This is a genomic window from Allobosea sp. 47.2.35 (genome assembly GCF_024655635.1).
Taxonomy (GTDB): Bacteria; Pseudomonadota; Alphaproteobacteria; order Rhizobiales; family Beijerinckiaceae; genus Allobosea.
This window is the reverse complement of record NZ_JANLGI010000003.1, coordinates 264,388-289,840: the sequence shown is the minus strand read 5'-3', so window position 1 is coordinate 289,840 and position 25,453 is coordinate 264,388. Positions and strand designations below refer to the sequence as shown.

Annotated in this window: 29 protein-coding genes; 13 read left to right on the top strand and 16 right to left on the bottom strand. The window is 67.1% G+C overall.

The annotated features are described in order from the left end of the window. Nucleotide 1: 1 nt before the first annotated feature. From NUV79_RS06530 to NUV79_RS06515, 4 genes are all read right to left on the bottom strand, one after another. Nucleotides 2-394, bottom strand: coding sequence for a GFA family protein (locus tag NUV79_RS06530; protein WP_257732255.1), 393 nt, complete (start codon nt 392-394; stop codon nt 2-4). 129 nt (nt 395-523) lie between these two features. After that, nucleotides 524-946, bottom strand: a complete 423-nt coding sequence (gene dksA / locus NUV79_RS06525) for an RNA polymerase-binding protein DksA (protein WP_257732254.1) — start codon at nt 944-946, stop codon at nt 524-526. Nucleotides 947-1,126: 180 nt separating this feature from the next. Beyond that, nucleotides 1,127-2,149 (bottom strand): hypothetical protein, encoded by a 1,023-nt coding sequence (locus tag NUV79_RS06520; RefSeq protein WP_257732253.1) that lies wholly within the window; start codon nt 2,147-2,149, stop codon nt 1,127-1,129. After that, nucleotides 2,124-3,497, bottom strand: a complete 1,374-nt coding sequence (locus NUV79_RS06515; RefSeq protein WP_257732348.1) for an MBOAT family O-acyltransferase — start codon at nt 3,495-3,497, stop codon at nt 2,124-2,126. Before NUV79_RS06515 ends, NUV79_RS06520 begins: the two co-directional genes overlap by 26 nt. A 172-nt stretch (nt 3,498-3,669) precedes the next feature. Between NUV79_RS06515 and NUV79_RS06510 the strand changes: the two genes are divergently transcribed. From NUV79_RS06510 to fabF, 6 genes are all read left to right on the top strand, one after another. Next, nucleotides 3,670-4,332: a CerR family C-terminal domain-containing protein gene (locus NUV79_RS06510; RefSeq protein WP_257732252.1), complete on the top strand. Its 663-nt coding sequence runs from the start codon at nt 3,670-3,672 to the stop codon at nt 4,330-4,332. Beyond that, complete coding sequence (locus NUV79_RS06505) at nt 4,329-5,288, top strand: HlyD family secretion protein (protein WP_257732251.1); 960 nt, start codon at nt 4,329-4,331, stop codon at nt 5,286-5,288. Before NUV79_RS06510 ends, NUV79_RS06505 begins: the two co-directional genes overlap by 4 nt. Before the next feature lie 29 nt (nt 5,289-5,317). Beyond that, nucleotides 5,318-6,211 (top strand): ABC transporter ATP-binding protein, encoded by an 894-nt coding sequence (locus tag NUV79_RS06500; RefSeq protein ID WP_257732347.1) that lies wholly within the window; start codon nt 5,318-5,320, stop codon nt 6,209-6,211. Continuing rightward, complete coding sequence (locus NUV79_RS06495) at nt 6,208-7,350, top strand: ABC transporter permease (RefSeq protein ID WP_257732250.1); 1,143 nt, start codon at nt 6,208-6,210, stop codon at nt 7,348-7,350. Before NUV79_RS06500 ends, NUV79_RS06495 begins: the two co-directional genes overlap by 4 nt. A 73-nt stretch (nt 7,351-7,423) precedes the next feature. Further along, nucleotides 7,424-7,939, top strand: a complete 516-nt coding sequence (locus NUV79_RS06490) for a winged helix-turn-helix transcriptional regulator (protein ID WP_257732249.1) — start codon at nt 7,424-7,426, stop codon at nt 7,937-7,939. Nucleotides 7,940-7,948: 9 nt separating this feature from the next. After that, nucleotides 7,949-9,214 carry a beta-ketoacyl-ACP synthase II gene (fabF, locus tag NUV79_RS06485; protein WP_257732248.1) on the top strand — a complete coding sequence of 422 codons (1,266 nt, stop codon included), beginning with the start codon at nt 7,949-7,951 and terminating at the stop codon, nt 9,212-9,214. 9 nt (nt 9,215-9,223) lie between these two features. Here fabF and NUV79_RS06480 read toward each other — a convergent pair whose 3' ends face one another. The 6 genes from NUV79_RS06480 to NUV79_RS06455 form a co-directional block, all read right to left on the bottom strand. Then, entirely contained in the window at nt 9,224-10,753 is a 1,530-nt protein-coding gene (locus NUV79_RS06480; protein ID WP_257732246.1) for an acyl-CoA carboxylase subunit beta, read from the bottom strand. Nucleotides 10,754-10,851: 98 nt separating this feature from the next. Continuing rightward, nucleotides 10,852-11,238 carry a DUF1801 domain-containing protein gene (locus NUV79_RS06475; RefSeq protein WP_257732245.1) on the bottom strand — a complete coding sequence of 129 codons (387 nt, stop codon included), beginning with the start codon at nt 11,236-11,238 and terminating at the stop codon, nt 10,852-10,854. Nucleotides 11,239-11,243: 5 nt separating this feature from the next. Beyond that, complete coding sequence (locus NUV79_RS06470) at nt 11,244-12,032, bottom strand: ATP12 family chaperone protein (protein WP_257732244.1); 789 nt, start codon at nt 12,030-12,032, stop codon at nt 11,244-11,246. A 43-nt stretch (nt 12,033-12,075) separates the two neighbouring features. Then, on the bottom strand, nt 12,076-13,536 hold the full coding sequence (locus NUV79_RS06465; protein WP_257732243.1) for a methyl-accepting chemotaxis protein: 1,461 nt from the start codon (nt 13,534-13,536) through the stop codon (nt 12,076-12,078). Beyond that, nucleotides 13,533-13,847: a hypothetical protein gene (locus tag NUV79_RS06460; RefSeq protein WP_257732242.1), complete on the bottom strand. Its 315-nt coding sequence runs from the start codon at nt 13,845-13,847 to the stop codon at nt 13,533-13,535. The genes NUV79_RS06465 and NUV79_RS06460 overlap by 4 nt, the downstream gene beginning before the upstream one ends. A 117-nt stretch (nt 13,848-13,964) precedes the next feature. Beyond that, a complete protein-coding gene (locus tag NUV79_RS06455; protein ID WP_257732241.1) occupies nt 13,965-14,963 on the bottom strand; it encodes a P1 family peptidase in 999 nt (332 codons plus the stop codon). Between NUV79_RS06455 and NUV79_RS06450 the strand changes: the two genes are divergently transcribed. Both NUV79_RS06450 and NUV79_RS06445 read left to right on the top strand, forming a co-directional pair. After that, nucleotides 14,962-15,117: a hypothetical protein gene (locus tag NUV79_RS06450; protein ID WP_257732240.1), complete on the top strand. Its 156-nt coding sequence runs from the start codon at nt 14,962-14,964 to the stop codon at nt 15,115-15,117. The genes NUV79_RS06455 and NUV79_RS06450 overlap by 2 nt on opposite strands. 23 nt (nt 15,118-15,140) lie before the next feature. Further along, nucleotides 15,141-15,761, top strand: coding sequence for a Spy/CpxP family protein refolding chaperone (locus NUV79_RS06445; protein ID WP_257732239.1), 621 nt, complete (start codon nt 15,141-15,143; stop codon nt 15,759-15,761). Between the two features lie 95 nt (nt 15,762-15,856). Here NUV79_RS06445 and NUV79_RS06440 read toward each other — a convergent pair whose 3' ends face one another. Next, nucleotides 15,857-16,099 carry a hypothetical protein gene (locus NUV79_RS06440; RefSeq protein WP_257732238.1) on the bottom strand — a complete coding sequence of 81 codons (243 nt, stop codon included), beginning with the start codon at nt 16,097-16,099 and terminating at the stop codon, nt 15,857-15,859. A gap of 200 nt (nt 16,100-16,299) precedes the next feature. Here NUV79_RS06440 and NUV79_RS06435 point away from each other — a divergent pair, with 200 nt between their 5' ends. Further along, on the top strand, nt 16,300-16,452 hold the full coding sequence (locus tag NUV79_RS06435) for a hypothetical protein (RefSeq protein ID WP_170843344.1): 153 nt from the start codon (nt 16,300-16,302) through the stop codon (nt 16,450-16,452). A gap of 31 nt (nt 16,453-16,483) precedes the next feature. On the opposite strand, the gene NUV79_RS06430 is transcribed toward NUV79_RS06435, so the two are convergent. The 3 genes from NUV79_RS06430 to murI all read right to left on the bottom strand — a co-directional run bounded on the left by NUV79_RS06430 (nt 16,484) and on the right by murI (nt 18,581). Continuing rightward, the gene (locus NUV79_RS06430; protein WP_257732237.1) at nt 16,484-16,768 is read right to left on the bottom strand and encodes a hypothetical protein; all 285 of its coding nucleotides are present in this window, start codon (nt 16,766-16,768) and stop codon (nt 16,484-16,486) included. A 132-nt stretch (nt 16,769-16,900) separates the two neighbouring features. Beyond that, nucleotides 16,901-17,518 carry a 30S ribosomal protein S4 gene (gene rpsD / locus NUV79_RS06425; RefSeq protein ID WP_257732236.1) on the bottom strand — a complete coding sequence of 206 codons (618 nt, stop codon included), beginning with the start codon at nt 17,516-17,518 and terminating at the stop codon, nt 16,901-16,903. Nucleotides 17,519-17,693: 175 nt separating this feature from the next. After that, the gene (gene murI, locus NUV79_RS06420; protein ID WP_257732235.1) at nt 17,694-18,581 is read right to left on the bottom strand and encodes a glutamate racemase; all 888 of its coding nucleotides are present in this window, start codon (nt 18,579-18,581) and stop codon (nt 17,694-17,696) included. Between the two features lie 137 nt (nt 18,582-18,718). On the opposite strand from murI, the gene NUV79_RS06415 reads away from it, so the two are divergent. Continuing rightward, the gene (locus NUV79_RS06415) at nt 18,719-19,660 is read left to right on the top strand and encodes a bifunctional helix-turn-helix transcriptional regulator/GNAT family N-acetyltransferase (RefSeq protein ID WP_257732234.1); all 942 of its coding nucleotides are present in this window, start codon (nt 18,719-18,721) and stop codon (nt 19,658-19,660) included. A 4-nt stretch (nt 19,661-19,664) separates the two neighbouring features. Here the strand turns inward: NUV79_RS06415 and NUV79_RS06410 are convergent, their stop codons facing one another. Then, nucleotides 19,665-20,942: a flavin monoamine oxidase family protein gene (locus NUV79_RS06410; RefSeq protein ID WP_257732233.1), complete on the bottom strand. Its 1,278-nt coding sequence runs from the start codon at nt 20,940-20,942 to the stop codon at nt 19,665-19,667. A 396-nt stretch (nt 20,943-21,338) separates the two neighbouring features. On the opposite strand from NUV79_RS06410, the gene NUV79_RS06405 reads away from it, so the two are divergent. Continuing rightward, nucleotides 21,339-23,627: a TonB-dependent hemoglobin/transferrin/lactoferrin family receptor gene (locus NUV79_RS06405; RefSeq protein ID WP_257732232.1), complete on the top strand. Its 2,289-nt coding sequence runs from the start codon at nt 21,339-21,341 to the stop codon at nt 23,625-23,627. Nucleotides 23,628-23,682: 55 nt separating this feature from the next. On the opposite strand, the gene NUV79_RS06400 is transcribed toward NUV79_RS06405, so the two are convergent. Beyond that, nucleotides 23,683-24,510 carry an RNA methyltransferase gene (locus NUV79_RS06400; RefSeq protein ID WP_257732231.1) on the bottom strand — a complete coding sequence of 276 codons (828 nt, stop codon included), beginning with the start codon at nt 24,508-24,510 and terminating at the stop codon, nt 23,683-23,685. A gap of 193 nt (nt 24,511-24,703) precedes the next feature. Between NUV79_RS06400 and NUV79_RS06395 the strand changes: the two genes are divergently transcribed. Both NUV79_RS06395 and NUV79_RS06390 read left to right on the top strand, forming a co-directional pair. Then, the gene (locus NUV79_RS06395; protein WP_257732230.1) at nt 24,704-24,925 is read left to right on the top strand and encodes a hypothetical protein; all 222 of its coding nucleotides are present in this window, start codon (nt 24,704-24,706) and stop codon (nt 24,923-24,925) included. Nucleotides 24,926-24,935: 10 nt separating this feature from the next. Continuing rightward, nucleotides 24,936-25,436: a Clp protease N-terminal domain-containing protein gene (locus NUV79_RS06390; RefSeq protein ID WP_257732229.1), complete on the top strand. Its 501-nt coding sequence runs from the start codon at nt 24,936-24,938 to the stop codon at nt 25,434-25,436. Nucleotides 25,437-25,453: the final 17 nt, after the last annotated feature.

The window sequence follows — 25,453 nt, the reverse complement described above, 5'->3', positions numbered from 1 at the left end:
GCTAGTCCTCGGAGCGACCGGTAGAGTCGCGGTCGCGCTCGTAGCGCTTCCTCAGCGGGAAGGGCGGTAGCCAGGATTCGCGGCGGATGGTCCAGAGCTCGTAGGTCGGCACGAGCTGGTCCGGCGCGTCCAGCGAGCCGAGATTGATCTCGACCTCGTCACCGCTGCGCCCGAAGACCGTGGAGCCGCAGCGGGGGCAGAAGAAGCGCCCGTCATAGTCGCGAGCTTCGCCCTCGATCGTCACTGCGTCCTGCGGAAAGATCGCCGAGGCGTGGAAGAGGGCGCCGTGATGTTTGCGGCAGTCGAGGCAATGGCAGATGCCGACCCGGTAAGGGCGCCCCGACGCCACGACATGGATATCGCCGCACCGGCAGCCGCCTGTGAAACGGTCCATGCCGCGTCTCCTCCAGCTCGGCCGCCATTGTCAGCGAAACGTGCGGCCGAAGCGGCGGTTCCTTGACGCGAAAGGCCCCGCGCCTGTCGACGCGGGGCCTTTCGAAAAGCCGGTAGAGCCAGCCGCCGCTCAATCGTCGCGGAAGACGCGCTCGTTGCGCTCGTGGCGCTCCTGCGCTTCCAGCGACAGGGTCGCGATCGGGCGGGCTTCAAGGCGCTTGAGCGAGATCGGTTCGCCGGTCTCCTCGCAATAGCCGTAGGAGCCGTCGTCGATCCGGGCGATGGCGGCGTCGATCTTGGCGATCAGCTTGCGCTGCCGGTCACGGGCGCGCAATTCGATGGCGCGATCGGTTTCGGAGGAGGCCCGGTCGGCGATGTCCGGATGATTCTCGCTCTCGCTCTGCAGGGTGACCAGGGTTTCCTTGGCTTCCCGCAGGATCTCGTCCTTCCAGGCGAGGAGCTTGCCGCGGAAATATTCGCGTTGACGATCGTTCATGAACGGCTCGTCATCGCTCGGTTTGTAGTCCGCCTCGAGGATGATCTGCTTCGACATGGGCGCGCTCTCTAGTTTGTCGGTTCACGCACCCATCGGCTGTGCCGCGGGAGGGGAGCCGATTTGGCGCCCTTATAGCGATCAGTCTCAAGCGGAACAATCGCTTCCGACACGGCTTCAACGGCTTCGTGAAAACACGCGATTTCAGGTCGATTTTCGATGAAATCGGCCTGCTTCGCGTCAATTCAGCTTGCGGATGGCCTCGGCGATGTCGGCTTCGACCAGTCGGGCGATCGGTTGGCGATAGTGACTATGGTCGAAGAAGAGGTTGGGATCGCGCAATTCGGGCCTGTCGAGCCGCCAGTCGATCAGCGCCGTGCGGGGGCGCCGGGCCGCCAGATCGGCGAAAGCCTTGCGGCAGGCGGCGTCGGCTGCGGCATCGCGGGTGCCGGGTTTTGGCAGGGCCGTGACATAGACCGGCGGGCGCAGGAGAATCAGCGCTGTTTCGGCCGGAGCGGCCTGCATCAGCTCCTCTAGCCCGGTGGCAGCGGGGAAGGGGCCGTCGACATTGCCGCCGCCGGCCTCGAGCGGCTTCTGCAGCCGGGCGATGATCTCGGGATTGGTGCCGTAACCCTGCACGGCGTAGCCCGATTCGTAGTCCCAGTAGCCGTCCGGGCGGGCGCGCTCGGCCTTGTGCGAGGTCAGGTAGGAGACGCGGCGGGGCAGCTCCTCCAGCAGGTCGAAGCGCATCAGCCCACCGACATAATCGGGCAGGCTGCGGCTCATGAGCCAGAAGGGGAAGGGCTTCTCGTTGGGCAGTGCAGGATTCGCCGTGCACCAGTAATTGTCGATGCCGACGACGATGGCCTTCGGCGGCGTCTTGCGGTGGTGGCGCAGGAACCAGTCGATCGTCGCGAAGGTCTCCTTCGGCATGGTCGCCGGCGCGATCAGCGAGACGAAGGGGATGCCGGTCCTCGTGCGCAATTCCTCCGGCGAGATCAGCTGGATATGCGAATTACCGAAGATGGCGCCGGTGAAGCTTTGGTCGCGGCCGCGGCTGGCCAGCGCCGTGCGTGGTCCCTGCGGACGCACGCCTTCCTTGAGCTTCAGGGGCGAGCGGCCGGAATCGTAGGGGTCGATCAGGAAGGCGGCGGAGAGGAAGGCGGCCGCGATCAGCACCGCCGCGCCGAGGAAGGCGCCGGTGAAGCCCGTCCACTTCGCCGCCCGAGCGGCCTGCTCAGAACTGGAAGTAGATGAACTCATAATTGGCGTCTTCGCCGATCTTCAGCAGGATGATGACGAACAGGAGCCCGCACAGGATCGCCAGCCAGCGCGCCGGCGGCAATTTGTGGACGAGGTTCCAGGCGGTGGGGCCGATGATGGCGAAGGCGGCGGCCGGCAGCAGGGCGCGCCATTTGAAGCCGGTGCCGATCGGCGCGAAGCCGAACAGGCCCTTGTAGATCGCGAGCGCGGCCTGGAAATTCGTGGCCCGGAACAGCACCCAGCACAGAGCGACGAACAGGAAGGTCAGCAGCCAGCCGAGCGCCGCCGGCATCGGCAGGTTGGCGCGGCGCCAGAACAGGGCGACGATCAGCGCGAGCCCATGCGCCACGCCCCAGGCGACGAAGGTGAGGCCGGCGCCGTGCCAGAGCCCGCCCAGTGCCATGGTGGCGAAGAGTGCCCAGACCTGCGTCGGCAGGCCGGATCGGGAGCCGCCGAGCGGGATGTAGAGGTAGTCGCGCAGGAAGCGCGACAGCGTCATGTGCCAGCGCCGCCAGAAATCCTGGATCGAGAGCGAGCGATAGGGCGCCTCGAAATTCTGCGGCAGCACGACGCCGAAGAGCAGGGCAAGGCCCAGCGCCATGTCGGTATAGCCGGAGAAGTCGAAATAGATCTGGAAGGTGAAGGCGAGCGTCGCCTGCCAGGCTTCCATGAAGCTGATGACCTTGCCGGCCGCCGCCGCCGCGAAGACCGGGTTGGCATATTCGGCGAGCGGATCGCCGATCAGGACCTTCTTGGCGAGGCCGAAGGTCAACAGCATCAGGCCGCGCGCGATCCGCTCGGCCGCGTCCGGGCGCTGATAGGGCCGCTCGTCGAGCTGGTGCATGATCTCGCGCCAGCGCACCAGCGGGCCGGCGAGCACCTGCGGGAAGAAGGCGATGTAGAGCGCGTAGCGGACGAGATCGTAGCGCGGCGCCTGCCCGCGCCGGAGATCCGTCAGGTACATGATGTGGTGGAAGGTGAAGAAGGAGATGCCGAGCGGCAGCGCGATATCGAATTTCGGCGCTGGCAATCCGGGAATCATTCCAGCGAGATCGGCGAAGAAGTTGAAGTACTTGAACACCGCGAGCACGGCGAGATTCAGGACGATCGCGAGCGTGATCAGCGCGCTCGACTTGGTCTTCTGGAAGGCTTCGGCGATCAGCCAGTTCAGCCCGATCGAGAGCGCCAGCAGCGGCAGGAAGCGCCAGTCCCAATAGCCGTAGAAGGCGAAGGACAGCACCACCAGCACCGGCAGCCGCAGGCTCGGCGCAAAGCGCTCCGCGCCCCAGTGAAGGGCGAGCGCGAGCGGCAGGAAGGCGAGCAGGAAGGCGAAGGAGTTGAAGAGCATCGGGCGGGGGCGGATCAAAGGATGGCTGCCGCCTTAGACCATTATCGGCGGCGAGTCATGTCGCGGCTGGCATGGTGTGGGAGAGGAACGGGAAGGGCAGGCGGCGAGCTCCTCGATTCATGATTTCAATCAATCGATTGATTAAATTTGCCGTCGATGCTATCGAGATGGCATGAAAGCCATTTCAGACAACGATGCCGGAACGCGCGAGGCGCTGATCCGGGCCGGGCTCGACCTGTTCGGGCGGCACGGATTCGAGGCGAGTTCGATCCGCGAGATCGCGCAGGCCGCAGGCGTCAACAGCGCCGGCATCGCCTATCATTTCGGCGGCAAGGACGGCCTGCGCCAGGCCTGCGCCGAGGCTGTGGTCGCGACGATGAAGCGGCGGGTCTTCGGTGCCGCTGCCGCCATGCCGCCGCTCGAGGGGCTCGCGCCTGAGATGGCGGTCGAGCTGCTGCTCGGCATCGTCGGGCGTGTGACCGCTTTCGCGACGCAGGCGCAGGAAAGCGAGACGATCGCCCGCTTCGTCCTGCGCGAGATGATGGAGCCGACTTCGGCCTTCGAGACGCTTTACGAGGGGCTGGTCGGCCCGGTCCATGGCCAGCTCTGCCGGCTCTGGGCCGCGGCGACCGGCATGGAGCCGAAGGCTCAGGAGACGAAGCTCGCGGTCTTCGCGACGATCGGACAGGTGCTCTACTTCCGGCTCGCCCGGCCGGCCGTGATGCGGCGCATGGGCTGGAGCACGATCGATACGGCCGAGAGCGAGGCGATCACCGGCGTCATCCGCGCCAATGTCCGCGCCAGCATCGCCGCCATGCGGGAGAACAGGTCATGATCCTCGGCTTCCTCTGTTCCTTCGGGCTGATCGCCGGAAGCTTCTCCTCCTGCGGCGGCGATGCGGTCCGGATCGCCGGCTATGTCGAGGGCGAATATGTCCGGCTTGGCCCGATCGATACGGCCCGGATCGAGCACATCGATATCCGTCGGGGCGATCGCGTCGAGGCCGGCAAGGTCGTTGCCGGGCTGGAGACGACCGATGCCGAGAACGCGGTTCGGGAAAGCGAGGCGCGTTTAGTGCAGGCGCAGGCGCAGCTCGACAATCTGCGCATCGGCAGGCGGCCGGAAGAGATCGCGGTGATCGAGGCCAATCTCGCCTCGGCCAAAGCGCAGCAGCGCGAGGCCGAGCGGGCCCTGGAGCGCCGGCAGGATCTGCTGCGGCGTGGCGTCTCGACCCAGGCCGATTTCGACCAGGCGGAAACGGCGCGCGATGTCGCCGCCGCGAGCGTCCGGCAGAACGCCGCCAATCTCGATGTTGCGCGCCTGCCAGCGCGTCCGGACGAGATCAAGGCGAGCGAAAACGCGGTCGAGCAGGCCAAGGCCGCCCTGGCGCAGGCGCGCTGGCGGCTGTCGCAGCGCCAGCTCGTCGCGCCCTCGGCCGGGCGGATCAGCGATGTGCTGCGCCGGGTCGGCGAACTCGCGGGGCCGAGCGCACCGGTGCTGCTGATGCTGCCGGACGGCGCCGCCAAGCTGATGCTCTATGTGCCGGAGGTGAGGATCTCGGGTGTAACCACCGGGATGAAGCTCGATGTCCGCTGCGACGGCTGCGCGCCTGGGCTGACCGCGACGGTGACCTATGTCTCGCCGGAGCCGGAATTCACGCCGCCGGTGATCTATTCGGCGCAGACGCGCCAGAAGCTGGTCTATCTGGTCGAAGCGCGGCCGGATGGCGGCCCGCAATCGGCCCTGCAGCCCGGCCAGATCGTCGATGTGACGCTTCGGGGGCAGCGGTGAACGCGCCGCTCGCCATCGATGTGCGGGGCATGACCAAGCGCTTCGGCAAGCGCACGGTGGTCGACGATGTCGATCTCGCGGTCGCGACCGGCGAGATCGTCGGCTTCCTCGGTCCCAATGGCTCCGGCAAGACGACGACGATCCGGATGATCTGCGGCTTGCTCAAGCCCGATGCCGGGGAGGGGACGGTGCTCGGGCTCGATGTCCGCAGCCAGAGCGCGGCGATCAAGCGCCAGGTCGGCTACATGACCCAGCGCTTCTCCTTCTACGAAGACCTGACCATCGCCGAGAACCTGACCTTCGTGGCGCGGCTCTACGAACTTGCCCCGGTCGAGGAGGCGGTGGCCCGGACGCTGGACGGGCTGGGGCTGACCTCGCGCAAAGACCAGCTTGCCGGCACGCTCTCGGGCGGCTGGAAGCAGCGATTGGCGCTCGCCGCCTGCATCATGCACCAGCCGAAGCTCCTGCTGCTCGACGAGCCGACCGCCGGTGTCGATCCCAAGGCGCGGCGCGAGTTCTGGGACGAGATCCATCGCCTCGCCGGCGACGGGCTGACCGTGCTGGTCTCGACCCATTACATGGACGAGGCCGAACGCTGCCACCGCATCGGCTATATCGCCTATGGCCGGATGCTGGCGACGGGGACCGTCGAGGAGGTCGTGCGGGGCTCCGGGCTCGTGACCTATGTCGTGCATGGCGCGCTGAAGCCCGAGCAGATGCGGGCGCTCTCGGCGGCTGATGGCGTTGAGCAGGTGGCGCCCTTCGGCGCGACGCTGCACGTCGTCGGCACCGACCGGGGCAAGCTTGAGGCGGCGCTTGAACCGCTCAAGCGCGAGGCCGGGATCAAGGTCGAGCCCGGCGAGACCAGCCTCGAGGACGTCTTCATCAAGTTCATGACCGGTGCGCAGGAGCGGGCGGCATGACCGGCCTGTTCTCGCCCCGCCGGCTCGGCGCGATGCTGGCCAAGGAATTCGTCCAGATGCGGCGCGACCGCATCACCTTCGCGATGATGCTGGCGGTGCCGATCCTCCAGCTCCTGCTCTTCGGCTATGCGATCAACAACGATCCGCGCGGCCTGCCGGCGGCGATCCTGGCGCTCGGGCAGGATCGCTATACCCGCGCCGTGGTCTCGGCACTGGAGGTCTCGAACTATTATCGCTTCGGCGAACGGCCGCAGAGCGCGGCCGAGGCGGAAAGCCTGATGGCGAAGGGGGAAATCTCCTTCCTCGTCACGATTCCCAGCGATTTCGGCGCCCGCGTCGAGCGGGCTGACAAGCCGCGCATCCTGGTCGAGGCCGATGCGACCGATCCGGCGGCGGCGAGCGGGGCCGTCTCGGCGCTCGGTACGATCGCGAGCCGGGCCTTGCAGCGAGCGCAGGGGCGCGAGCCGGTCACCGACCCGGCCGGTGCCGGCGGCGACAGCCTCTCCTTCGTCGTGCACCGGCGCTACAACCCGGAGAACATCACCCAGTACAACATCGTGCCCGGCCTGCTCGGCGTCATCCTGCAGATGACCATGGTGATGATGACGGCGATGGCGCTGACCCGCGAGATCGAGCGCGGCACGATGGAGAACCTGCTCGCCATGCCGGCGACGGCCGGCGAAATCATGCTTGGCAAGGTCTTGCCCTATCTCGCGGTCGGCGGCGTGCAGGTGGTGATCGTGCTGGGGGCGGCGAAGCTGCTCTTCGCCGTGCCCTTTCTCGGTGGGCTCGGGCTGCTCCTGACCTGTGTCTTAATCTTCGTGCTGGCGCTGGTGCTGCTCGGCTATACGATCTCGACGGTGGCGCGCACGCAGCTCCAGGCGATGCAGCTGACCTTCTTCTTCTTCCTGCCTTCGCTGATGTTGTCGGGCTTCATGTTCCCGTTCGCCGGCATGCCGGGCTGGGCGCAGACCCTGGGCGAACTCTTTCCGCTGACGCATTTCCTGCGGATCATCCGCGCGATCATGCTGAAGGGCGCGGGCTTGAGCGATATCGGCGACGAGGTGTTCTATCTCAGCCTGTTCGTGCCGGTTTATGCGGGGCTCGCGCTGATGCGGTTCCGGAGCACGCTGGACTGAGGAGAGCCGCCGCGCGGCATGCGGGTCACTACAGTGACTTGCAAAATGATAGTCACTGCATTAGCTGGGGCGCATGCAACCCCGGCTCATCCCGCTCGCCGAATGTCCCTGCGCCCGCGCCGTCGAGGCCGTCGGCGAGTGGTGGAGCATCCTGATCCTGCGCGATGCGCTGCAGGGCTTCACCCGCTTCGACGAGTTCCAGCGCAGCCTCGGCATCGCGCCGAACATGCTGGCGCGGCGGCTGAAGCATCTCACGGAGGCCGGCCTGTTCGAACGGCGGCTCTATAGCGAGCGGCCCAAGCGCTACGAGTACGTGCTGACCGAGCGGGGCAGGGACTTCTTTCCGGTGGTGGCGGCGCTGGTCGCCTTCGGTAACCGCCATCTCGCGCCGGAAGGGCAGGCTCTGCTGCTCGCCGATCGCGAGAGCGGGCGGGCCGTCGTGCCGGCCTATGCCGATGCGCAGAGCTTGCAGCCCGTGAATCCCGATAACGTCACCGTCATCGCTGGCCCGCAGGCCAGTCCCGGCATGCTGCAACGCCTCGCCATCGTGGCGGCGCGGGATGCGGCTGCGCCGGCTTCTCGCACATAGGAGTATTCCATGCGCCGTATCGTCGTTACCGGGATGGGCGTGGTCTCGCCGCTTGGCTGTGGAACCGAGATCGCCTGGCAACGCCTGCTTGCGGGGCGCTCTGGCCTGCGCCGTCTCCCGGATGCGGTCGTCGAGGCCTTGCCGGCCAAGGTCGCCGGCATCGTGCCGTCCAAGGCCGAGGATGCCGAGGGCGGCTTCGATCCCGACGCGGTGATTGCGCCGAAGGACCAGCGCAAGATGGACCGCTTCATCCAGTTCGCGCTGGTCGCCGCCAAGGAGGCGCTGGCGCAGGCTGGCTGGCAGCCGCAGAGCGAGGCTGAGCGCGAGCGCACCGCGACGGTGATCGCTTCGGGCATCGGCGGCTTCCCGGCGATTGCCGAGGCCGTGCGGATCACCGACCAGCGCGGGGCGCGGCGGCTCTCGCCCTTCACGATCCCGTCCTTCCTCGTCAACCTCGCCGCTGGCCATGTCTCGATCGAGCATGGCTTCAAGGGGCCGATCGGCGCGCCGGTCACAGCCTGTGCCGCCGGCGTGCAGGCGATCGGCGACGCGGCGCGAATGATCCGGGCGGGCGAGGTCGATATCGCGCTCTGCGGCGGCACCGAGGCCTGCGTCGATCTTGTCGCGCTTGGCGGCTTCGCTGCGGCGCGTGCGCTCTCGACCGGCTTCAACGAGGAGCCTGAGAAGGCCTCGCGGCCCTTCGACCGGGATCGCGACGGCTTCGTCATGGGCGAGGGCGCCGGGCTGCTGGTAATCGAGGCGCTGGAACATGCGCAGGCGCGTGGCGCCACGATCCTGGCGGAACTCACCGGCTACGGCACCAGCGCCGATGCCTATCACATCACGTCGGGGCCCGAAGACGGCTCCGGCGCGCGGCGCGCCATGGAGATTGCGCTGAAGCAGGCGGGGTTGCGACCGGCCGATGTCGCGCATCTCAACGCCCATTCCACCTCGACCCCGGTCGGCGACCGTGGCGAGCTTGCTGCGATCAAGGCGGTGTTTGGCAGCGAAGGCGGCATCGCGATCAGCGCGACGAAATCGGCCACCGGCCATCTGCTCGGCGCGGCCGGCGGGCTGGAGGCGATCTTCACGATCCTGGCGCTGCGCGACCAGATCGCCCCGCCGACGCTAAACCTCGAAAACCCGGACGAGGCGGCGGTCGGGCTCGATCTCGTGGCGAAGGCGGCGCGGCCGCTCGCGATGGAGCATGCCATCTCGAACGGCTTCGGCTTCGGCGGCGTGAATGCCAGCGCCGTATTCAGGCGCTGGTCGTAAGCAACGCGCTCAGAGCGGAATGTTGTCGTGCTTGCGCCAGGGGCGTTCGACGCTCTTGGTGCGGAGCATGGCGAGCGCCCGGGCGATGCGGCGGCGCGTCGAGTGCGGCATGATGACTTCGTCGATATAGCCGCGCTCGGCCGCGACGAAGGGCGACATGAAGCGGTCCTCGTATTCCTTGGTCTGGCGCGCGATCGTCTCGGCGTCGCCGCCGCGGAAGATGATCTCGACCGCGCCCTTGGCGCCCATCACCGCGATCTGCGCCGTCGGCCAGGCATAGTTGACGTCGGCGCCGATATGCTTGGAGGCCATCACGTCATAGGCGCCGCCGAAGGCCTTGCGCGTGATGATCGTGACCAGCGGCACGGTGCATTCCGAGTAGGCGAAGAGCAGCTTGGCGCCGTGCTTGATCAGGCCGCCATATTCCTGTGCCGTGCCGGGCAGGAAGCCGGGAACGTCGACCAGCGAGACGATCGGGATCTCGAAGGCGTCGCAATAGCGCACGAAGCGGGCGGCCTTGCGCGAGGCATCGGAGTCGAGCACGCCGGCCAGCACCATCGGCTGGTTGGCGACGATGCCGACGGTGCGGCCCTCGATGCGGCCGAAGCCGGTGACGATGTTGCCGGCATAGGCCGCCTGGATCTCGAAGAAGTCGCCCTCGTCGACCGTCTTCAGGATCAGCTCCTTGATGTCGTAGGGCTTGTTCGGGTTGTCGGGCACGAGCGTGTCGAGGCTCATGTCGACGCGGTCGGGCACGTCGAAACTCGGCCATTCCGGCACGCCGGCCGTGTTGTTCGCCGGCAGGAAGTCGAGCAGGCGGCGCACCTGCAGGAGCGCCTCGACATCGTTCTCGAAGGAGCCGTCGGCAACGGAGGACTTAGAGGTGTGGACCTTGGCGCCGCCGAGCTCCTCGGAGGTCACGGTCTCGTTGGTGACGGTCTTCACCACCTCCGGGCCGGTCACGAACATGTAGGAGGTGTCGCGGACCATGAAGATGAAATCGGTCATCGCCGGCGAATAGACGTCGCCGCCGGCGCAGGGGCCCATGATCACGGAGATCTGCGGGATGACGCCCGAAGCCTGAACATTCCGCTTGAAGACCTCGCCATAGCCGCCGAGCGCCGCGACACCCTCCTGAATGCGGGCGCCGCCGGCATCGAACAGGCCGACGATCGGGGCGCGCATCTTCAGCGCCATGTCCTGGATCTTGACGATCTTCTGGGCGTGGGTCTCGGAGAGCGAGCCGCCGAAGACGGTGAAGTCCTTGGAGAAGACGAAGACGGTGCGGCCATTGACCGTGCCCCAGCCGGTGACGACGCCGTCGCCGGGGATCTTCTCGGCCTTGTCCATGCCGAAATCGACGGCGCGGTGCTGCACGAACATGTCGAACTCCTCGAAGGAGTCCTTGTCGAGCAGGAGCTCGATGCGCTCGCGGGCGGTGAGCTTGCCGCGCTTGTGCTGCGCCTCGATGCGCCGCTCGCCGCCGCCCTTGCGGGCGCCCTCGCGGCGGGTTTCGAGCTGTTCGAGGATGTCCTTCATGGCGGCAGGCTCCCGGCCGGAAATCGCGTCTCGAAAGCCGGCTTAAGCGGCCATCGCGCATGAGTCCATTGCGACGTTTGCTGAAGCCGGAACCGCAATCATGCGGAAGGCGCGGCCGGATTGCCGAGCTCGGTATTCAACCGGACGGCTTCCTGCACCAGCTTCGTCACCAGCGCGGGGTCGATGCTGTCGCCCTCGCGCAGTTCCCAGGTCGCCAGTTCGTATTTGCCGCCGGCCTTGAGGCGTGGCGCGATCTCGCGCAGGCGCTTGCCGCGCCAGAAGCCGAACAGGACACGCTTTTCCTCGGCGCGGATCAACAGCAGCGGGCCGTTCGAGAAATAGACGAGATGGGTCCATTTGATCCGCTCGTCGAGCGGGGCGGCGGCGCGGACATCCCGCCGCAGCTGCTCGACGAGGGCGCGCTGCCAGCCGGAGAGGGCTTCGACGTAAGCATCGGGAGATGTCGCCGCCGGTCCCATTTTCATCGCGCCTAGCCTTTCAGCAGCAACAGCACGGCCGCGTCGAACTCGCGGCGGCGGATGATGCGCCGCTCGGCCGCTTCTTCGTCCTGACCCCAGATGCCGATCTGGTAATCTTCGTCGAGATGGGCGGCGTCCCAGGCAGCGTCGGGCTCGATCCGTCCGTTCGCCAGCGCCAGCGTCAGGATGGCCGAGCCGGTCAACGTCATGACGTTATGGGCACCGGCGAGCGCGAGCGGAGCCGGGATTTTCCCGACGTGGCGGGCGACGGCCGAGAGCGTCTCTTCCGGCTGCTGCGCGAAGACGATGCCTTCCGCCAGCAGGAAGCGGGCGCCGATCAGCGCCTCGATCGCGCCGAGGATCGGCTGCCAGACCTGGTTCTGCCGCTTGACAAGTGCCTCGGGCTCACCGGCCCGGTAGCAGAGCGCGTCGGAGCCAGCATAGCGGACGATCTCGGCGCGCACGGCCTCCTGCTGGTCCTCGACGCCGTCGAGCGCCGAATTGACGAGCCGGGTCAGCGGCATCCGGGCGGGGTCGATGCGTTCGGCCTGCGCCTGCCATTCGACGGCGAGAGCTTCCGCGACGGGGCGGGAGGTCACCGCGAGCGGTTTGCGGGCCGGGGTCCGTGCCGTCTTGCCGTCGAGGGCGACATGGAAGCGGCCGTCCCGCTCCAGAACGCCGGCCTCCTTGTAGAAGCGGGCGGGCAGGGGATTGCGCATCGCCTGCTGGGCGGCGGCGACGGGGTCGGGCTGGCTGGCGCCGGGCGAGCCGAAACGGGCGAGGAAATCGTCGGTGGACATGGCGCTGCCATAGCGCATTCGCGCCCGGCAGGGAAACCTGCGTTCAGGCGGCGCGAATCCGGCCGAGGAACTGGGCGACCTCCGAATCGAGGTGCACGGACTGGCGCGAGAGCTTGTCGGCGGATTCGGCGACATGGCTGGCGGCCTCGTCGGTTTCCGCGGCGATGCGGCTGACGATGTCGATATGGCCGGCGGCGAATACGGTCTCGTCGGCGGCGCGCCGGATGATCTGGGCGATATTGGCGGCGGCTGCATTCTGCTGCTCGACCACGGTCGCGACATTGCCCGAGATCTGGTTGAGCGAGCCGACGGTGGCGTTCATGGCATCGATCGCGCCGATCGCGTCGGAGCTGGAGTCGCGGATAGCGCCGATCTGGCTCTGGATCTCCTCGGTCGCGCGCCAGGTCTGGTTGGCGAGCGACTTGATCTCCTGCGCGACGATAGTGAAGCCGCCGCCGGAGCGACCGAGGCGGGCGGCTTCGATCGAGGCGTTGAGCGCGAGCAGGTTGGTGTGCTTGGCGATGGTCGAGATCGCGTCGGTGATGTCGCCGATCTGGCCGGCCTTGCGCGACAATTCGCCGACCGTGTCGAGCACGGCCTGAGCCTGCCGGGTGGTCTCGCCGACGACACGGGTGGTTTCCGCGACCTGACGGTCGACCTCGGCGAAGGAATGCGCCAGCTCCGCCGTGCCTTGCGTGACCGCGACGACGTTTGAGGAGGTCTGGCGCGAGGATTGCGATGCCGCGCTGGATCGCTCGGATACTTCCAGCGCCCCGGTCTTCATCTGCTGCGAGGCGGTGCGGAGGGATTGCACGGAGGCGATGACGTCGCGGGCGATACCGGCGATCTCGCGCTCGAAATCATCGGCGACGCTGTGCAGGACCTGGCGGCGGACGAGGGCGCCCCGCTCCATGGTCTCGGCCAGATCCTGTCGCGCCTCATCCGCCGCGGCGCGGGCGGCGTCGGCCGCATAGCGCTCGCCTTCCGAAACCTCGAGAGACTGACGCAGCGACCAAACCACCCAACTGAGCGCGACCGACTGCACGGCCACGATCAGGCCATGCAGAAGCACGCGGTCGATCTGATTGCCATTCAGGAAGACGGCGCCAGGAAACAAAAGGCTCAGAGCGAGGTGATGCACGACGATGGCGAGCGTCGCGGGAATGAAGATGCGCCAGTCCAGCCAACCGGCGAGTACTGCCAGCATGGCGAAGAAATACATGTGCATGTCGGACTGGTAGGGATGCCCGGCGAAGGCATAGACCAGCATCATGACCTGGCCCATGGTCACGATGCTCGTGATCTGGCGCGTGATCCAGCCGGTGCGCTCGATGCGCCAGACCATCGTCCCGAGTACGGCCAGCGCGACGCCTGCGAGTACGAGGGCGGGGCTGCTTAGCGGCGAGCCCGATGGCGTCCCGAGCGCCAGAAAGGCGGCGTTCGCCCAGAGGATCGCGATCAGGAAGCGGGAAAAGCGCTCGCGAAAGCGCAGGACGTCGTTCATCGGCTGCTCCCTGGAGCGCTCCCGGTGCAAAGCTTGGCGAAGGCCGCGTCTATGACGAGCCATGCTCCCGCGCCATAGAGCGCCAAGACGAAGCCGTCGCGCGCTCCCATCGTGAAGGCGACCGAGGAGCCGGCATCGATCTGGAGGAGACTGCCGCTCGCGCTGGTGACGGCCTGCGCGATTTCCGCCGTAGCGGTTCCCGCGGGGAAGAACGCCGCCATCGGCCGCCCCGGCGCGGGCCAGGCTGCAATCAGGAGCGCGGCGACCGCCATCGCGATGCCGCAGATCAGGCCGAAACCGATCTCGCGCATAGGGTTCCTCCGGTTGTCCTGTTGGGCAGACGGAAACCTAGACGGGCAGGTTACGGAGGCCGGCTTTATGCTTGGTAAATTGCTTCGCTAACCTTGCGGAATGCGCCTGCTCCCGGCTCAGGCTTTGAAGCGATCCCGCCAGGCGGGCCGGGCGCCGGGGAAGGGCAGGGCCGTGGCGGCATGGACGCCGCGCGCCACGGCGCGGGCCAGCACATCGGCCGCGGTGGCGCAAAGCTCCGTCATCGCGAAGGCATCCGAGGGAGCGCCGCTGTAGCCCGTCGCGGCAGCGAAGACGATGTCGCCGTCGAGTGGTGCATGGGCTGGGCGCAACGCACGCGCGAGCCCGTCATGGGCGGCGAGCGCGAGGCGGCGGGCCTGTGGCTTGGTCAGCACGGCATCGGTCGCGACGAGCGCAATCGTGGTGTTCTGGCCGGTGCCGCCCTTGAAGCGCAGCGCCGTGTCCTCCGGTGTGATGGCTGCGGGCCAGCCAAGACCGCCGAATTCTCCGTCGCGCTCGTAAGGGCCCGCCCAGAAATGCGGGCCGTCGCCGATCGTGGCGCTGCCGACGGCATTGACCGCGACGAGCGCGCCGACGACCTGCCCGGTCGCGGCCCGCGCGCTGGCCGAGCCGAGGCCGCCCTTCAGGGTCGCAGTCGTTGCCCCATAGCCTGCGCCGGCGGTTCCGAGCGCGAAGCTGGCGGAAGCGGCGGCGGCAGCGTTCGCGCCGAGCCGGGCATAAGGCGTCTCGCTTTCGCCGCGCGCCCAGGGCTTCTCGCCGCCATTCATCAGGTCGAACAGGATCGCCTGCGGGACGATCGGCACGCGGAACGCGCCGACCGGGAAGCCGCGCCCTTCCTTGGCCAGCCAGCGCATCACGCCGTCGGCTGCACCCAGCCCCCAGGCCGATCCGCCCGAGAGCACGATGGCATCGACATGCTCGACGGTCATCTCGGGAATGAGCAGGGCGGTGTCGCGGGTGCCGGGCGCGCCGCCGAGCACGGCGGCCGAGGCGATGGTCGGCCGTTCGAAGATCGCGGCGGTGACGCCCGTCGCTGCCGTAGCGTCATGGGCCTGGCCGACGAGCAGGCCGCGGACATCGGTGATGAGGTTTTGCATGAGGAAACCCGATGGCGAACCGAATCGCGCCGAAGGCGTTGTGGCTACATTACGATCTTTTCATCTGCTGGCCATTGCCGGGTCAGGCCTGCAGGATCAGGTTTATGTCATCGCCTATCGGCTTCGAGACCCGCTGCGCGACGCTTCGATCTGACTGCTTCAAGGGAGATTGCCCCCGTGAAACCCATCGCCCTCATCGCCGCATCGTCGATCGCGATGCTCGCCGGCAGCTTCGCGCTGGCGCAGCCGCAACCGGTTCCGCCCGCGGGTGGCGACCAGAAGCAGGAGCGTGCCGAAACCCGCGAGCAGCGCCGCGACGAATGGCGCGAGCGCCGGGCCGAGCGTGCCAAGGCGCGGCTCGACGAGCGCCTCTCGAAGGTGCGGGCCGATCTCAAGCTCAGGCCCGAGCAGACGGCCCTGTTCGACAAGGTCGAGGGCCTGATCAAGCAGCGCAGCTCTGATCGGGGCGAGCGCTGGAACCAGATGCGCGAGCGGCGCGAGGCGTTGCGCCATGCCGACCTGATGGAACGGCTCGACGCCACCGCCAATCAGCAGGGCGAGCGCGCGGCCCGCTCCAAGGAGCTTGCCGACGCCGTGCGCCCGCTCTGGACGACGCTCAGCGACGAGCAGAAGACGGTGCTGCGCCGCTCGGTGCGCGAGGCGATGGCGGAAGGGCGCGAGCGTTTCCGCGAGATGCGCGCCTGGCGCGGCGGCTGGCATGACGATGATCGTGGCGAGCGCCGGGATCGCGGTGAGCGCAGGCAGTGGCGCGATCGCGACGACCAGCACGACGATTGAGCGCTGACCTCAAGCGGTTTTCAGACCCATGACTGAAAAGAGCCGCGTCCGGGTCCGGGCGCGGCTCTTCGCATCTGGCATGTGAGCGTCTGGCTTCAGGTGCCGACCGCGTCCGAGACGCATTTCTTGGTGAAGCTGTTCTTGGCGGCGCCGGCCAGCTTCTTGTCGGCGGCCTGCTTGTCGCAGGCGGCGCCGGCGTCCTTCTCGCATTTGGTCAGGAAGCTCGTCTTCGCCGCGCCGGCGAGCTTCTTGTCCGAGGCCTGAAGGTTGCAGCTTTGTGCCTGGGCGGCGCCGGCCATGCAGCACAAGGCGACGGCCGTCAGCAGAAGTCTTTTCATGCGAATCTCCTCTCCGGGACGATGACGCTACGCTACCGCGCGGCCGGGAGATATGGCGAAAAGTGGTCTCGCCCCACTTTCACCAAAATCCCTAACACATGGAATTCGCTAGGAATTCAGGCGTTTACTATATCCATTCAGCTTGGATTCACGGCTCACCATTTACGCTTTGTCAGTGATTGCGATGCGAAAGGTGAACCATGAAGCAGACATGGTCATGCTGGGCGATGCGGGCTTTCATCGGCTCCGTCTTCATCGTCTGCCTGTTCGGGCCCTACGCGCTGTCGATCCTGATCGGCTGCCTGGGCGTGGGCTGCTACTTCTTCCGTAACGAGGTCGGCTCGCATCTCTGAGCCGCCGCACGGCCCGCTTTCCAGCCCGACCCTACCTGATCCGACGCAGGTGACAGGTCTTCACCTTGCCGCCACGGCCATCCGAGCGCCAGACGCAGCCCGAACGAGACGGCGTGCGGTCATAGAGATAAATCTGCGCGCGCCGCTGCCGGTTGAAACTCTGATGTGAGAAATCGTGCCCGCCGACGCGCACATTGCGTCCGAAGCGGACCTCGGCCGAGGCGGCCGACGGGTGCGCAACGCTCAGGCCCACGGTCATCGCGAGCAGGAATGCGATGCTCGCCAGCGCGCTGGACAGGGCCCTCAGGGCTTTCATGACACCTCCCGATCATGATCGACGGTGGCAACTTGCTGCCAATCCTGGCTGCCTGGAACGAAAAAGGGGACGGCCCGAAGGCCATCCCCTGAACTGCGTCCCGACCTCGAAGGCCAGGGGCGTTGCCGCCGATCAGCGCGAGTAGAACTCGATGACCAGGTTCGGCTCCATCTGCACCGCGTAGGGCACGTCCGACAGGGTCGGGGTGCGGGTGTAGGTGGCCGAGGACTTGCTGTGATCAGCGTCGATGTAGTCCGGCACGTCACGCTCGGCGAGGGCGGCCGACTCGATGACGATGGCGAGCTGGCGCGAGCTCTCCTTGACCGCGATCACGTCGCCCGGCTTGACCTGATAGGAGGCGATGTTGACGCGCTTGCCGTTCACGGTGATGTGGCCGTGGTTGACGAACTGGCGGGCGGCGAAGACGGTCGGCACGAACTTGGCGCGGTAGATCACCGCGTCCAGACGGCGCTCGAGCAGGCCGATCAGGTTCTCGCCCGAGTCGCCCTTCAGGCGGATCGCCTCGGCGTAGTAGCGGCGGAACTGCTTCTCGGAGATCGAGCCATAGTAGCCCTTCAGCTTCTGCTTGGCGCGGAGCTGCGTGCCGAAGTCGGACGGCTTGCCCTTGCGGCGCTGGCCGTGCTGGCCGGGGCCGTATTCACGACGGTTGACCGGGGACTTCGGACGGCCCCAGATGTTCTGACCGAGGCGGCGGTCAATCTTGTATTTCGCCTCATGGCGCTTCGACATATCGCGTGTCCTCTCAGGTTCGCGAGTTGAGGACCGCGCCCTCCTGCTCCTCGACTTGGGCCGAGGCGACAGATCCAGCTTCCGAAGAAGAGCGGATCACGGGTGCGGAAAAAGCCACGCGGCCCCGTGAGGAGCCGCGCGACGAGAGGGCGTATGACGGAAAGCCGGCTTCGAGTCAATTCCGGGTCGGCGAAAAGCCGTTCTCGATCGGCATCGGTTCGATGACGACCTGTGCCAGGCCGTAACCGGCCAACGCGATCCGCAAGGGGCCGGTGAGGCCGGAGCCGTTGGTGAAGACGGCGATGGCCTCCGGACAGGCCAGGTCAGGTTCGCGGGCACTGGACAACAGATCGGAGACACGCCGAGCGATCGCGGGAGCCGGGTCGATCCATTCAACGGACCAGGGCGCGAGCCGCTTCATGCGCTCCAGCAGCAGGGGATAATGCGTGCAGGAGAGGGTGACGACATCGGTGCGGCGGCCGTGCGCCTCGACGAAGCAGGGTGCGATCTCGGCGGCGAGAATCGTGTCGTCGATGGCCTCGCCCTTCAAGGCCTGCTCGGCGAGGCCGGCGAGCCGCGTCGCGCCGACAAGCGTGACGTTATGGCTGGCCGCATAGGTCTCGATCAGTTCGCGCGTGTAGTCGCGCGCCACGGTGCCGGGGGTGGCAAGAACCGAGATCATGCCGCTACGGGTCGCCGCCGCGGCCGGCTTGATCGCGGGTACGGTGCCGACGAAGGGAATCGCGAAGCGCGCCCTGAGAGTCGGCAGCACCAGCGTCGAGGCTGTGTTGCAGGCGATGACCACGAGATCAGGATGGAATCGCGCGACGAGACGCTCCATCACCGCGAGCACGCGAATGACGAGCTCGTCCTCGCTCAGGCGGCCATAGGGAAAGCCGGCATCATCGGCGGCATAGACGATATGGGCGCCGGGGCAGGCCCTTGTGGTGCGTCCGAGCACGGTGAGGCCGCCGAGGCCGGAATCGAAGACGAGAATGGTTGGCCGGGGCCGGGGGATCGCAAGAGGGCGGTGGCCCGTGCCGGCGAGAAGATCGACTTGCATGATGATGCCGAGGGATTTCAAAGCCCGACTCCGCCAGACACCGGTTAAGAGACGGTCAATGGCGCGTTTATCCACTGTCTCGAAATTTAGTTGACTGCGTCCACTAAAATGGATTGGCATTGCCGTGGAGGTGAGCCATGCATGCCGTCGAGACCGAAGCCGTCGCCGCGATCCGCCGCTTCAACCGCTTCCACACCCGCTGGGTGGGTGCTCTTGGTGGCAGTCTGCATGGTTCGGGCCTCGCCTTGGCTGAGGCGCGCGTGCTCTACGAACTGGCGCAGCGCGACGACTGGCAGGCGGGCGAGATGGCCAGGGCGCTCGATCTCGATCCGGCCTATCTCTCGCGCATCCTCAAGCGTTTCACGGGGCAGGGCTGGCTCGAACGGACTCGTTCGGCTGCCGATGGGCGTGCCTTGCGCTTGCGTTTGACGGAACAGGGCAGGGCGGCGTTCCAGCCATTGGACCAGGCTTCAAGCGCGCAAGCGGGAGCGATTCTGCAGCGTCTGGCGCCTTTCGAGCAGGAGCGCCTCATTGCCGCTCTCGCCGATACGGAGCGCCTTCTTTCGGTCGAGCTGGCCGATCGCCCAGCTCCCATCATCCGGGAGCATCGCGCCGGCGATATGGGCTGGGTGATTGGTGCGCATGGCCGGCTCTATGCCGAGGATTATGGCTGGGACATCTCCTTCGAGGCGCTCGTCGCAGAGATCGCCGCGAAGTTCCTGCGCGAGTTCAAGCCGGGCCGCGAGCGTTGCTTCATCGCCGAGCTGGACGGCCAGCCCGTGGGCTCGGCCTTCGTCGTGCAGGAGAACGAGAGGACGGCGAAGCTCAGGCTCGTGATCGTCGAGAAACGGGCGCATGGGTTGGGGCTTGGCAAGCGGCTCGTCCGCGAGGCGATCGGCTTCGCGCGCGCCGCCGGTTACGAGCGCATGGTGCTCTGGACCAATGACATCCTGCATGCGGCGCGCGGCATCTATCTCGGCGAGGGTTTTCGGCTGGTGGCCGAGGAAAAGCATCATTCCTTCGGCAAGGACCTCGTCGGCCAGAACTGGGAGTTGATGCTCCGGCCGGGCGCCGGCTGACGCGTCAGGCCTTCAATCGAGCGACCGCGGCCGCCGCGGCACGGCCGGCGAGTGTCGCGCCGCCAACGGTCATGGCCCCGCCGCCCGCAGTTGCCTCGCCGGCAATGAAGAGGCGGTTGCCGATCGGCTGGGCAAGGGCATCGCGTGCCGCTTCGTGGCCGGGATCGCAGATCGAGTAGGAGCCGCGAGCGAAGGGATCGGTCCACCAGGCCGGGAAGGAGACCTCCTTCACCGACTTGCGGAAATCGGCGCCGACCATCTTCACGAGAAGGTCGACGAGATGAGCGCGGGCCTCGTCGGTGCCGGCCTCGGAGAGCTTGCGGGCATAGTCGCCGCCGCAATAGCCGATGACGATGTCCTGGCCGCCCGGGAACATGTCGAGGTTCATCAAGCGTTCCGGCGCCGCCGCTTCGAGGAAGCTCGTGCCCGATGCGATACCGAAGCGATCGCCCTCGACCTTGAGCGCGATCTTGGTCAGCGCGCCCATATGCAGGCCGCCGAGGGCATCGCGCGTCGCCGCAGGCAATTCCGGGATGAAGCGGATAGCGCCGGCCTTCAGCACGCCGACCGGCACCGTGACGATACAGGCATTGGCCCGCAACGTCCCGGAGCGGGTGGTGACGGTGACGCCCGGCCCATCCCAGCGGACAGCCTCGACCGGCTCGTTCAGGCGGATATCGAGCCCCGCAGCCGAACGCGCGACGAGATTGCCGTAGCCGGAAGGGACAATGAGATCCTCGCCCGACCACAGGCGCTGGTAGTCGCGCGCGGAGATGCGGCTCGATTCCTCGCCGATCGAGAGCAGCAGGCCGGACGCGGCGACCGGCGCGAGCTCGGGGCCAAGATCGCCGAGCAATTCGGCGATCGACATGTCGCGCTGGCTGAGATCGACCGTCTCCAGCCGGCGGTCGATCTGGCCGAAGGCGCTGCGGCGGCGGTTGCGCTCCGGCTCGGCCATGGGGCGGCCATCGGCGAAGACCCTGAAGCCGCTGCCCCAGGATTCGGCGGGCGTTGCAACGCCGAGATCGCGGGCGATCTGGACCCAGGGGTTGCGTTCCGCCCAGTGAATGAACATCGCGCCAGCATCATAGGCGGGGCCAAGCGAGGCGTCAGTAAAGGCGCGCCCGCCGGTGCGGCCGCGGGCTTCGAGCACGACGGCCTGTCGCCCGGCGGCGCGCAAGGCATGGGCGGCGGCAATGCCGGCCGCTCCCGCGCCGATCACGACGACATCGGCATCCGTGGCGGCACGCGCCCGGCCGGCAACGGCAAAGCTCGCGGCCATGGCGCCTGTCCCCGTCAAGATCGTCCGGCGGTCGAGCATCTCTGAAGTCCCGTGCTGCCCCGCATGTTGGAGCCTTGCCATCGCATTGCAACGGGAAGCTGGCGCGCGCGAGGCAAGCCGCGATCACGAGATCGGGAGCCTTACGGGATGGTGAGGCGGGCTGCGGGGTCCAGCTTAGAACGATGCAATCCAATATTATTCTTTAGACAAGTTCTACTATTGTGATCTTCCTGCATCGGAAGATGTCCTTCGTGTGGCAGCCAATTGACAGTTATCGAGTCGCTCAATATCCGAATATTGTCTTATTCTGGGCGGATAAGATCTTGTTTGTATTAATTTAAAACTGTGAAGCGCGGCGGCTCCGGCCCGTAGCGTTCAGAAGGACGGGTCAAGGCCATGGGGACGTATTCCGGCACATTGCGCGAAGGCGTCGCGCTCGGCACTTTGATGGTGGTGCTGCTGGCTTCGCCTGCGATCGCGCAGCAGCAAGGCCGGACCCGCATCGCGCCTGCGGCGCAGGCTTCGGAAGGTCCCGTCGTTCTCGACCAGATCAACGTGCAGGGCGAGGGTGTCCCGGGCGGCGCGCTGCTCAACGGCCCGACGACGACGCGCACGACGCGGGCGGAACTCGACCGCCAGCAGGTGCAGAGCCTGACCGATCTCGCCAACCGGGTCGAGGCGGGCATCACCTTCAACCGGCAGAACAACTCGCTGAACATCCGCGGCCTTGACGGCGCGCGCGTGCTGACGACGGTCGACGGCATCCGCCAGCCCTTCCTGATCGACACGCGCGTCAATCGCGGCGGAACCGCGGCCTTCGATTTCGACTCGCTCTCGACGCTGGACCTGCTGCGTGGCGGCAGTGGCGGGGCCACGCTCGGCAATGGCGCGCTCGGCGGCGCGCTCGCGGTCCGCACGCTCGACCCGGAAGACCTGATCAAGGCCGGGCGCTCATATGGTGCGCTGGCCAAGACCGGCTATGACAGCACGGATCGGGCCTGGTTCGGCAGCGCGGCCGTGGCGGCGCGCATGGGCAACACCTCCGTGCTGCTGCAGGGTGGCTTCCGCGATGGCCATGAGATCGACAACAAGGGCAACATCAAGACGGTGGGCGTCACCCGCACGGCGCCGAGCCCGAGCGACTTCAACCAGTACAACCTGCTCGGCAAGATCTATCACACCATCGACGGGGTGCACCGTTTCGGCCTGACCGGTGAGCTCTTCAAGCGCGCCGAGCGAACCCGGACCCTCACCGGCACTAGCGTCTCGCTGACCGGCAATTTCCGTCCCGGCAACTATGTCACGGGCGAGGATACCGAGCGCAACCGCATCTCGCTCTCCTATGATTACAAGCAGCCAGGCGGCTTCTTCGACGAGGCGCATGCCACGCTTTACTGGCAGCGCCTGGTCCGCAACGACATCGTCCATGCCTATCGCTTCACCAGCATCGTCGGCCCTCATATTCGCGACAACGAGAATGAGGAGAACGCCTATGGCTTCAACGGCTATGTGGTGAAGAACTTCCAGACCGGAATGCTGTCCCACCGGGTGACGCTGGGCACGGAGCTGCGCGCCTCGTCGCTCAAGCAGTATTCGTCCGGCCTCGACAACTGCCCAGCCCGCCCTGCGTCGGGTCGCTTCACGGGAGCCTTCACGACCTGCAACAACCTGCACACCAACCAGGCCGACCAGCCCGATATCGACGGCAAGCTGTTCGGCCTCTACCTGCATGACGAGATCGGCCTGCTCGACAACCGCCTGCGCATCACGCCCGGCGTGCGCTTCGACTGGTACGAGGAGAAGCCGCAGCAGACGCCGGCCTATTCGATGGGCGGCTCCCAGCCCGTCGGCCTGCCGCCGTCCTCGAGCGACTCGGCCTGGTCGCCGCGCCTGCGGCTCGAGTACGACATCCTGAAGAATGCGCCCTGGGTGAAGGACGTCACCGTCTTCGCGCAATGGGCCAAGACCTTCCGCGCGCCGACGGCCAACGAGCTTTATGGCCGCTTCGGCGGGCCGGGCACCTATCTGCGTGAAGGAAACCCGACGCTGCGTCCGGAAAAGGGCAATGGCGTAGATGTCGGCGTCCGCTTCGGCGACAAGCAGCTCGGCGGCTCGATCGCGTATTTCTTCACGAACTACGACAACTTCATCGAGACCTATCAGGTCGCCCCGGCGGGCGGGCTCTATCCGCAGGGCGGCATCTTCGGCTACCGGAACATCCCCAAGGCCGAGATCCAGGGCGTCGAGATCAACGGTCAGTACGCCTTCGCGCAGAACTGGCTGGTGCGCGGCTCCTTCGCCTATACCCGTGGCCGCAACAAGACGGATGACGTCTTCCTGAACTCGATCCCGCCGGTGCAGGGCATCGTCGCGGTCGCCTATGGCACCGATCGCTCGGGCGCCGAGGTCTCGGCCAAGCTCGCCGCTGCCCGCGACGACGTTGCCGCGACGACCGGCACCAATGCCGGCTTCAAGGCGCCGGGCTATGCGGTGTTCAACGCCTCGGCCTGGTGGCGCCCGGCGCCGCAGATCGCCGACCTTGAATTGCAGGTGGGCGTCTACAATATCTTCGATCGCAAGTATTTCGATGCGGTCAACGTTCCGACCGGCGCTCTGACCCAGGCCCGCGACTATTACAGCGAGCCGGGCCGTACCGTGAAGGCGACGCTGAAGTACCAGTTCTGACCGGGCGTTTCGAGACCCCCCGACCAGACGAGCCGGCCCTTCGGGGCCGGCTTTTTTATTCTTCGGCGCCGTCGGCCTCGTCCGCTTGCCGCGCGAGCAGGCGGGCCTTCTTCGGTCCCTCGACCAGCGACTTGAAGACGCCGCGCAGCGTGCGGGCCTCCTGCTCGGTCATGTCGAGCCGGTGCAGGATGTCGCGCAGGTTCGCGGTCATCACCGGCTTCTTGCCGGCCGGGAAGAAGCCGCAGGTGTCGAGCTCGGCTTCGAGATAGTCGAACATCGACAGGATCATCTCGCGCTTGGCCGGCGGCGAAGGATTGTTCTCGCGGAAGGGCGGCTCGCCACCCGTCGCCTTGAACCATTCATAGCCGTTGAGCAGCACGGCTTGGGCGAGGTTCAGCGAGGCGAAGGCGGGATTGACCGGGAAGGTCAGGATCGCGTCGGCGAGGCTGATCTCCTCGTTGGTCAGGCCGATGCGCTCGCGCCCGAACAGGATGCCGACGCGCTCGCCGGAGCCGATGCGGCCGGCGACCTCCGGCATCGCCTCGGCCGGGGTGAGCACGCGCTTCATCTGGCCGCGCTCGCGGGCGGTGGTCGCCAGGACGTGGTTGAGGTCGGTGATGGCCTCGGCCGCGCTGTCGAAGAGCCGGGCGTTCTCCAGGATATGCGTCGCGCCGGAGGCGGCCGCGGTCGCGCCCTTCTTGAGACCTCCACCGCTCGGCCAGCCGTCGCGCGGGGCGACGAGGCGCATCTCGGACAAGCCGAAATTGGCCATGGCACGGGCGCACATGCCGATATTCTCGGCGAGCTGCGGCTCGACCAGAATGACGATCGGGGCAGGGGCCTGGACGGCCGGGCGGGTGCGGTCGGTGCCGGAACCGGTCATGGGACAGTCGCTTCGTCTGATCTTCGGTGCAGCCTCTGAACGGGCCGCCGCGGCAGGCCATACGTCAAGCGGGTTCTCAAGGCGAGCCCGACGAGGTGGCGAGAGCCCCAGAAGTAACGCCGTCAGAGATCTGCGGAGGACGTGGTTGTCAACTTTTGTTGACGGCTGCTTGCTCGTCAACTAATGTTGACGGATGGATGACCTGCGCAACATCGCCATCCCGACCGACCCCGAGGAAGCCCTGGCGGCCGTCGTCGCCTTGCGTCGCCTGGCGGACCGGATCGAGCGCGGGGCGGTGCGGTCCGCCCTGCAGCAAGGCTGGTCGTGGTCGCGGGTTGCCCTGGCGCTCGGGGTCACCAAGCAGGCCGCCCATAAAAGGCTTTCGGACGTGGCGGCGGATGACAGCTCTGCCTAGGGAGAATGCGATGTTCAAACGCATCAGATCGAAGCTTGACGACATGGGCACGATCAAGCGTCTCTGCGAGCGGGCGGAAATCCATGCCCTGCACGACCAGCAGCGCGAGCCGGGGGGCGAGCATTTTCTGCTGGCAGCGCTCGACCTTCCGGATGGCACGGCCCGTCTCGCCTTCGAGCAAGCAGGGGCTGAGCCTGGCGCGCTGAAGGCTGCGATCGAGCGACAATACGGGGATGCCCTTCTGTCGATCGGCCTGACAGCGGACGCGCCGCCCGACATACCGGTCTCAGCCCATTCCGGCGCCTATCAAGCTGCAGCGTCCGGGCAGGTCGTGATGCAGGAACTGGCGGAAGCCCGGAGGGATCACGCGCCCTTGCTCGGCGCTCACGTCGTCAGCATCGTCGCGGGGCTGCCGCAAGGCGTGGTGCCGCGAGCGCTGCGCGCGCTCGGCGTCGATCCTGCCAGCCTGAAATCGAGCGCTGACGCGATCGTCGGGAAGAGCAGCCCGTGAACACGTCGCTGCCCACG

Excerpts from the sequence above, each read along its gene's own strand:
- NUV79_RS06400 (WP_257732231.1), bottom strand. The coding sequence starts at position 24,510 with ATGACCGGTTCCGGCACCGACCGCACCCGCCCGGCCGTCCAGGCCCCT.
- NUV79_RS06510 (WP_257732252.1), top strand. The coding sequence starts at position 3,670 with ATGAAAGCCATTTCAGACAACGATGCCGGAACGCGCGAGGCGCTGATC.
- fabF (WP_257732248.1), top strand. The coding sequence starts at position 7,949 with ATGCGCCGTATCGTCGTTACCGGGATGGGCGTGGTCTCGCCGCTTGGC.
- NUV79_RS06440 (WP_257732238.1), bottom strand. The coding sequence starts at position 16,099 with ATGAAAAGACTTCTGCTGACGGCCGTCGCCTTGTGCTGCATGGCCGGC.
- NUV79_RS06450 (WP_257732240.1), top strand. The coding sequence starts at position 14,962 with ATGAGGAAACCCGATGGCGAACCGAATCGCGCCGAAGGCGTTGTGGCT.
- NUV79_RS06470 (WP_257732244.1), bottom strand. The coding sequence starts at position 12,032 with ATGTCCACCGACGATTTCCTCGCCCGTTTCGGCTCGCCCGGCGCCAGC.
- NUV79_RS06455 (WP_257732241.1), bottom strand. The coding sequence starts at position 14,963 with ATGCAAAACCTCATCACCGATGTCCGCGGCCTGCTCGTCGGCCAGGCC.
- NUV79_RS06520 (WP_257732253.1), bottom strand. The coding sequence starts at position 2,149 with ATGAGTTCATCTACTTCCAGTTCTGAGCAGGCCGCTCGGGCGGCGAAG.
- NUV79_RS06395 (WP_257732230.1), top strand. The coding sequence starts at position 24,704 with ATGGATGACCTGCGCAACATCGCCATCCCGACCGACCCCGAGGAAGCC.
- NUV79_RS06415 (WP_257732234.1), top strand. The coding sequence starts at position 18,719 with ATGCATGCCGTCGAGACCGAAGCCGTCGCCGCGATCCGCCGCTTCAAC.
- dksA (WP_257732254.1), bottom strand. The coding sequence starts at position 946 with ATGTCGAAGCAGATCATCCTCGAGGCGGACTACAAACCGAGCGATGAC.
- NUV79_RS06505 (WP_257732251.1), top strand. The coding sequence starts at position 4,329 with ATGATCCTCGGCTTCCTCTGTTCCTTCGGGCTGATCGCCGGAAGCTTC.
- NUV79_RS06410 (WP_257732233.1), bottom strand. The coding sequence starts at position 20,942 with ATGGCCGCGAGCTTTGCCGTTGCCGGCCGGGCGCGTGCCGCCACGGAT.
- NUV79_RS06430 (WP_257732237.1), bottom strand. The coding sequence starts at position 16,768 with ATGAAAGCCCTGAGGGCCCTGTCCAGCGCGCTGGCGAGCATCGCATTC.
- NUV79_RS06435 (WP_170843344.1), top strand. The coding sequence starts at position 16,300 with ATGAAGCAGACATGGTCATGCTGGGCGATGCGGGCTTTCATCGGCTCC.
- NUV79_RS06480 (WP_257732246.1), bottom strand. The coding sequence starts at position 10,753 with ATGAAGGACATCCTCGAACAGCTCGAAACCCGCCGCGAGGGCGCCCGC.
- NUV79_RS06390 (WP_257732229.1), top strand. The coding sequence starts at position 24,936 with ATGTTCAAACGCATCAGATCGAAGCTTGACGACATGGGCACGATCAAG.
- NUV79_RS06495 (WP_257732250.1), top strand. The coding sequence starts at position 6,208 with ATGACCGGCCTGTTCTCGCCCCGCCGGCTCGGCGCGATGCTGGCCAAG.
- NUV79_RS06490 (WP_257732249.1), top strand. The coding sequence starts at position 7,424 with ATGCAACCCCGGCTCATCCCGCTCGCCGAATGTCCCTGCGCCCGCGCC.
- NUV79_RS06405 (WP_257732232.1), top strand. The coding sequence starts at position 21,339 with ATGGGGACGTATTCCGGCACATTGCGCGAAGGCGTCGCGCTCGGCACT.
- NUV79_RS06515 (WP_257732348.1), bottom strand. The coding sequence starts at position 3,497 with ATGCTCTTCAACTCCTTCGCCTTCCTGCTCGCCTTCCTGCCGCTCGCG.
- NUV79_RS06460 (WP_257732242.1), bottom strand. The coding sequence starts at position 13,847 with ATGCGCGAGATCGGTTTCGGCCTGATCTGCGGCATCGCGATGGCGGTC.
- NUV79_RS06500 (WP_257732347.1), top strand. The coding sequence starts at position 5,318 with ATGACCAAGCGCTTCGGCAAGCGCACGGTGGTCGACGATGTCGATCTC.
- rpsD (WP_257732236.1), bottom strand. The coding sequence starts at position 17,518 with ATGTCGAAGCGCCATGAGGCGAAATACAAGATTGACCGCCGCCTCGGT.
- NUV79_RS06465 (WP_257732243.1), bottom strand. The coding sequence starts at position 13,536 with ATGAACGACGTCCTGCGCTTTCGCGAGCGCTTTTCCCGCTTCCTGATC.
- murI (WP_257732235.1), bottom strand. The coding sequence starts at position 18,581 with ATGCAAGTCGATCTTCTCGCCGGCACGGGCCACCGCCCTCTTGCGATC.
- NUV79_RS06530 (WP_257732255.1), bottom strand. The coding sequence starts at position 394 with ATGGACCGTTTCACAGGCGGCTGCCGGTGCGGCGATATCCATGTCGTG.
- NUV79_RS06475 (WP_257732245.1), bottom strand. The coding sequence starts at position 11,238 with ATGAAAATGGGACCGGCGGCGACATCTCCCGATGCTTACGTCGAAGCC.